Genomic DNA, 6,720 nt, shown 5'->3' on the forward strand with positions numbered 1-6,720 from the left:
TTCTCCTTGTTGATATTCCATACCTTAAGATACAAATAACCAAGGCAGCATCTAAAGAGAGTGCAATGAGTTTTCAACAAACTTATTAAGTTTTGAGACAGTCTGACGGTCGTGTATAAGAATAGTAGGGCTGAAAAAGAGCGCTAACCATTCGGTTGAACACAAGCCGAATTTTAAAATTTTTCTTATTATCTTATTTTTATCAATAAGCCAAATTTTTAAATTTGGCGACCTCGCAAAAGTGCCTTTGTCATTGGGTTAAGCATTCATTACCCTATTATTTTTATACGTTGTTATGTGTGGTGACTCTATTCTTCATTTGGATTAATTCATCTATTCTACCATATCTCCCATACCATAAAAATCTTTTAGTTATCATTGTGAAAATAAAGTTTTTGCTATGATGCCTAGTTAAATTCAGCTTTTAGGGCTATATTCTTCTGATTCAATATGACAATTTCAAAGTCGGATTTATCCAAAACTAATGTAACCTTCTTATCAGCCGTCTCTTGTATATCATAAGGAACGGCTTTGCCGACTTTCTCACCTTTTTTGTAGGCAAGTACCAAACATGGGCACTCGATATTTTCTTCAACAAATGATAGTTCCACTTCTTTACGATCACCATACACCATCCATTGCGGACGATCATACTTTTTACTTCTTGGATGGAAAACTGCTATGTCATACCTGAATGTGCCCATAGGAGGTAAATCAAGAGAGGCTTCCTTTCGTTGCTGACCAAATAGCTCACCAGATTCATTGACAAAAACACTAGGTCTTTCTAGATCTGTAATCTGATAATACGAGTTTTCGTAATCCCTGTTACCCTTTTCAGAATAAATTGTCTGATTTATGGTTAATGGGTCAATTCCTGTAAATTCCGTTAATCTCCCTGCCATCGCCTTTCCCCAACCCATGGAATTGTTAGGCATATCTCCTTCGTAAACATGATCAAATCCACAATGAATTAATATCTTATCGTTGGGGTATCGATTTAGATAGGATTCAATATTCCGGGCTTGATTAATTTCTCTTTCCTTCCCATTAGCATGTCCACTGCTTTCGTACCCAAATATATTGAACCCCAAATCAAAGGCAGTTCTTATTAAATTGCCAAATTGAGGTTCTTGTGTATAATATCCAGAATCAAGAATAGGATAACCATTGGCTTGCATAATTGAATCTGCTTGAGGCGTATTATAATATCCTTCCATCCCTAAGTGCTTAAAGCCTCTTCTTTTGAGTCCTTCAAGTAGTCGAGTGGTAAAAATTCGATGTTGGGGCATTTGATGAGCTTCATTTATGATAACTACTTGGTACTCTTCAGCTTCATTCAATATGTAATCTATTGCATCCATTGGTTTGTAGGAGCCAAAACTATCTCTTTGTTCCTGCGTAAGTCCAATTTCAATTGATTCTTTCGTATCCCAAATCTCATGCATCCTTTTTATGTTTCCGATTTTGGCAAATTCCCATGCTGTTCTATCAGTAATTGTAGGAAAGGTATCCCAATATGAAGAAAAATTGTACGGCATCTCATTTGATTCTGTATCAAAATGAAAGTCAAACTCCACAAAATCTAACTTTTTCTGATCTTCATTTTTGGTATTACAGGCAATGCTCAGCAAAGAAATAGCAATAATAAATAAGTGTTTCATTAATTAGTTTTTTATATTTTCGGTGTTTTTGGTTGTGTCATCACACATAACGGTTTGGCTAAAAGCTGGCGGGCTTTGGAACCCGAGTCTTTGTCAACCGTTACGGAGTTTTTTTAATTGTAGTGTTTTCAAATATAGCACTTTCAGCCCGCTTGCTTTTAGGTTTTGTTGCCCACAGTTTTTTTATTTTCTTTTTTCTACTCGTCTTTCAAATGTTCTACGTCCACGAATATAAAATGTCGTTTCACTTTGAATTCTACCAAACTGAATGATTTCAGAGATTGAGTCCTTCTCGTCATATAAGAACTCATCTCTAGATTCAACAATCGAATTAGGACTCTTTCCTGGAGCATAAGAACTGTCAGTTTTACGATATAGTTTTCCATCACCATAGTACTCAAATCTAGTTTTCATTTGGTGGTCTCCACTAAAAACCCAATTTTCGACTATTGGTCTATTCAAAGAGTCATATTCAAATTCTGAAATTCTAGGTTCAGCATCACCGTCAGTCCTTATTCTCTTTTTTAAAAGTCCATCTTCAAATTCTTGTATTATGATCCTGTTTCCTGTTTTTGATTTAATTAGGTTTCCACTTTCGTCATACTTATAAGACTTAATCGTGTCAATGCTTTCTCCAACTCTCAAAATGTTTTGCAACAATCCATTTTCGTCATATTCGTATTGTTCGGTATAAATCTTGACATTTCTGTCTCTCTTAAAAACGTTCTTAGTTTTTCCAATTCTATCTGTTTCATCTTGGTAATAATAGAATTTGAAGTTTCCTTCATTTATCAACCTGTCGTTAGAATCAAAGGCTTTAAAAGTTCTTCTCTCGTGATAAACTGAATCATTTTCATTTATTGACTTCTCAATTGTCCAAATTCGATACGATTCCAAGTCTTCAAACTCAGATATTAGCTTATTCCTTTCAATGTTCTCACAAGACACGAAAAGAAGCGTAATTGTCAATATGTGAATGAGTTTTTTCAAATTGTGGGCAACGTCCCGTATAAAAACAGTGCGAGCTGGCGAGCTTGATTGTCCGCAGGACAATCAGGCGTTGCAAGCGAGCACGGACTTTCGATTTGTGACAGGTTTGAGCATTGTTTTTATATAATGTTGGCAATAGTATTACTTTACAACATTTCCTTCTTTATATTCCACTTTTTTCTCTAATTTTCCCTTTACGTCAAAGTAAAAAAATGTACCGTGAGCTTTTCCCATTTTTGTTTGACCAATTTCCTTGATCACTCCGTTTTCGTGAAATCTTAAAATTTGACTATCATTAAAGATATCTGCGGTCCGAAATTTCTTCATAATGCCGTTATCATAAAAGTCAATTAAAACTCCTTGTGGTTTCCCATTTTTACTCTGGTAAATATATTTTGGCTTATAAGTATTTTCGTTTAATAAAAGTCCAAAACCATTTAAGGTGTCGTTTTCATAATGTCGTATACCTACGATATTTTCCTTTTCGTCCAGCAACAGTGCGTTTCCAGATTTTACCCCGTTTTGTAAAGGGATCTGCATTGATATGGTTCCGTCTGGTCGGTAGCTAAAAAATGTATCGGCGGTTGCGTTTTTCACTGTATCCGATACTTTTTGCCGATCCGTCTGGGAATGAGCGCTGAAAATAAAGAGGAAAAGAAAAAGAGTCAGGCTGTTATGTGTTCTCATTATTGGTGGTTAAATAGGTGTTTACTTATATTATTGCCAACGGTTTGTGTATGATTAGTGGCGTGTTTAAGCCACTAATTTAGCAAATACAAACCGAATAGAAAATCCACGAGGATTTTCGTAAGTAGGCGAGAACCAGCCATTAATTATACACGTTGTTGTAAGTAGTGCTTTTTTAGTTCACTTACTTAATTTCAAAATCCTAAACGCTCCTTGAATTACCAAAATAAAAACGATTGTTCCAATAATCAAATCAGGTTTGCTCGAACTTAACCAATTTACCAAAAGTCCAGCGATTATAACTCCTAAATTGATAATCACGTCATTCGAAGTGAAAATCATACTCGCTTTCATATGTGCTTCTTCTTTGCTTTTTGACTTTTGCAAAATGTAAAGACAAATTCCGTTTGCGATAAGTGCAAAAATCGAAACGATAATCATTGTTGAAAAATCGGGAAGTTTCTCGTTTCCGAAAAATCTTCTCAAGACTTCTACAAATCCAATAATCGCAAGTATTATTTGAAAATATCCAGCAAGTTTGGCAATCCGTTTTATCTTTATTACTGTTCCGCCAACCGCAAACAAACTAATTCCGTACACAAAACTGTCCGCAAGCATATCTAAACTATCGGCAACAAGTCCCATAGATTTTGAGATAATTCCTGTTGTCATTTCAATAATGAAAAAAGCAAAATTTATGGCAAGTACAGACCAAAGTAGTTTTTTCTGATTTTCGTTTTCTTTAAATTCCGTTCGGTCGGTTTGTTCCGTTGAGATTTTTTTTCCACCTAAATTCAATTCGATAACGGACTTTTCGATTTGGTCAATTTCTCCGCTGTGAAAAACGGTCAATTTTCGATTCGGAATATCAAAGTCCAAATTCGCAATGCTTGAAATTCCGTCCAATTTCATTCGGATAAGATTTTCCTCTGAAGGACAATCCATTTTGGTAATTTCAAATATTGTTTTATTCACTTGGTTTCTGGGTTTTTCGGCATTACTTACAACGTTGAGTGTATGCGTAGTGGCGGATTTCGGAGCTTATCGCTATCAAACCGAGATGGTGTTGATGCGAGCCACAAACCTTGATATTTACTACACCCCCGCCATTACGTATGACACATTGTTAGCGGTTCGGGCTTTATTATCAACTCTTTATTTATTATTTATTTATAAAGTATTTGTCAATTTCTGGTCTATGATAATCAACTATCCAATTGTTCCGTTTGTCATACAGATGTTTAATTTTTTCTGCTTTATTGCTCCAAATATAACAACCTCTATCGTCATACATGTAGAATCCTCTGTCAGTTGTCGGGTCTAAAAAATGTATATCTTGACATACAGCTGGTTCATATCCCATTTCATTATTAGCTATCCCATTGAGAATGTTTGAAACCTGAATATCCTTTGCTTTTATTTTCCCAACTATTAATCGAGCCTCAGTTTTTTCAGATATCAAACTACCATCTTGATTTTCAATCATAACCTGCGAATCAACTAGTTCATTTTTATCATAGAATGATTTAATCAGGTCGGGTGAAAACTGATTGATTAAATAGTCATTTAAATTATTGAAAAGTCCATCTGGATATTCATAAATCAAAATCCATATTTCGGTCTCAGGATTATCAAATGTCTCATTGAATAACGTTGTAGCTCGCTGTGTTGCTCGTGATACTCTTTTTTTATTATGATTTTCACGATTAACCTTATCAACTTTTGTCATTCGACGTTTATCGTTCCACCACTCAATCTCAACGCCGTTTCTGATAATTTTAAAGGGTTCGTCCCCTCCAAGTTCAAAACGAATATGAACTGCTCCAAAAATCGAATGCGGTGATTCTATCTTTGCATCAGGAAATACTGTATCTAAATATGTTTGTAGTTCGTCTCTCAATTTTATTTATTGTCTTTATGTGTCTTGCAGTGTCGTTTCTCGCCTGACCGCTAACGTTCTATGTATGCGCCGTTGCGGGAAAATCCGCAGGATTTTTCCCGCCACAAACGAAAGATAGAAAATTTGCGGTGATTTCCGATTAGGAAATCAGCCGCAATGGCGTATACATTTTGTTGTGGGCTGTGTTTTTTTATATTCAGCTTGCGTTCTGCTTCCGTTTTCCTTTTTTCCTTTTCACGGAACATCGAAGTAAATCAATTTCGTTCGATGATTAAAGCACCGATTTCGCAAATAAGCTTTCTTTTCCGCCATTGCTTGCGTTCCGCTAATAAAAGTCCGACGCAATTGTTACATTCTTTTCCGTACTGTTTAGAAATTTTTTCCTTCTCCGCTGTATAGGTTCCATCAATTAAGCATTTCCATTCCGTAATTTCATTTCCAAAATTCCCTTATGATTAAGCCAAGTCCAATAATCAAAACGCCAATTCCAGCTGTTTGTAATTTAAATGATAAACCTCCTCTTTTATTCTCAGTTTTTAGTCTTCTATAGAATACAATCAGAAAAATCCCAAGTGTAATTAGTAGAAGACCGACAATTATATTGATAAAATCCATTTATGATTTGGTTTGTTCACATAGCCCACAACGGTTTTGGCTATGAGCCGTGGCGTGGTTTTGCGACTAAGTTACCAAAAAAGTCTGAACGGTAGGAAAATCCGTGGGATTTTCCGGGTAGGCAAGCAGGAGCTATGGCTGATAGCCGGTGTTGCCCACAGTATTTTTATTTTCGGTCAAATATCACGTAAGTTTTTCCGATTCGGTCGTGTAAAGACCTTTGCGTTTTTGTATTGTCAGTCAATAACACAATTATATCAACTACAATTATTATAAAACTCAAATTACTTATCCAACTTTGAATGGGATATTCAATTGCTAAACCTTGAGAAAATTCAAATATTTGAGTGTATTCGGCAAGATTTGGATTGTTAAATGCAAAATAATAAATCGGAACGAAAAAAATTGCTGGAAAAATTAGAAATATACTCCTCAACAATGATTGCTTAAAGTCAATTTGGTTGAAGTTTTGGTCGGTTACTTTTAATTTTAAAGCCATTTTTCCGAAAGTTGCTCCGTATTTACTTTCCATAAAAGGTTTATAAAAAATTGCAACAATTGCAATTAACAGATAAATCAGAAAGCTTTTAAAATTCGCAATGTTAATAGCATTAATAAAAAGAGTAAATGCTCCGACTATAATTCCGTCGAGAATATAGGCTCCAGCTCGACTCCAAAAAGTTGCATATTCGATCTGTTTTTCAGTTTGATTTTCTGCGTTTATTATTTCCGTCATAGTTTTCTCATATTGAGGGCAACGTCCCGTATAAAAACTGTGCGAGCGGGCGAGCGTGATTGTCCGCAGGACAATCCGCTGAGCAAGCGAGCACGGAATTTCGATTCAAGACAGGTTTTAGCATTGTTTTT

General features: G+C 35.4%; 6 protein-coding genes. All 6 read right to left on the reverse strand.

The window, feature by feature from the left end; all coding sequences use genetic code 11:
- Positions 1-407: 407 nt before the first annotated feature.
- Positions 408-1,661, reverse strand: coding sequence for a hypothetical protein (locus tag FHP04_RS13925; protein WP_139856766.1), 1,254 nt, complete (start codon positions 1,659-1,661; stop codon positions 408-410).
- A gap of 183 nt (positions 1,662-1,844) precedes the next feature.
- Positions 1,845-2,630: a hypothetical protein gene (locus FHP04_RS13930; RefSeq protein ID WP_139856767.1), complete on the reverse strand. Its 786-nt coding sequence runs from the start codon at positions 2,628-2,630 to the stop codon at positions 1,845-1,847.
- A gap of 162 nt (positions 2,631-2,792) precedes the next feature.
- A complete protein-coding gene (locus FHP04_RS13935) occupies positions 2,793-3,338 on the reverse strand; it encodes a toxin-antitoxin system YwqK family antitoxin (protein WP_139856768.1) in 546 nt (181 codons plus the stop codon).
- 180 nt (positions 3,339-3,518) lie between these two features.
- Positions 3,519-4,313 carry a cation transporter gene (locus tag FHP04_RS13940; RefSeq protein ID WP_179951796.1) on the reverse strand — a complete coding sequence of 265 codons (795 nt, stop codon included), beginning with the start codon at positions 4,311-4,313 and terminating at the stop codon, positions 3,519-3,521.
- Positions 4,314-4,500: 187 nt separating this feature from the next.
- Positions 4,501-5,238 carry a DUF3885 domain-containing protein gene (locus FHP04_RS13945; protein WP_139856769.1) on the reverse strand — a complete coding sequence of 246 codons (738 nt, stop codon included), beginning with the start codon at positions 5,236-5,238 and terminating at the stop codon, positions 4,501-4,503.
- Between the two features lie 781 nt (positions 5,239-6,019).
- Positions 6,020-6,589, reverse strand: a complete 570-nt coding sequence (locus tag FHP04_RS13950) for an RDD family protein (protein ID WP_139856770.1) — start codon at positions 6,587-6,589, stop codon at positions 6,020-6,022.
- Between the last annotated feature and the right edge of the window lie 131 nt (positions 6,590-6,720).

The organism is Aequorivita sinensis, assembly GCF_006346335.1.
In the GTDB taxonomy this organism is placed as follows: domain Bacteria; phylum Bacteroidota; class Bacteroidia; order Flavobacteriales; family Flavobacteriaceae; genus Aequorivita; species Aequorivita sinensis.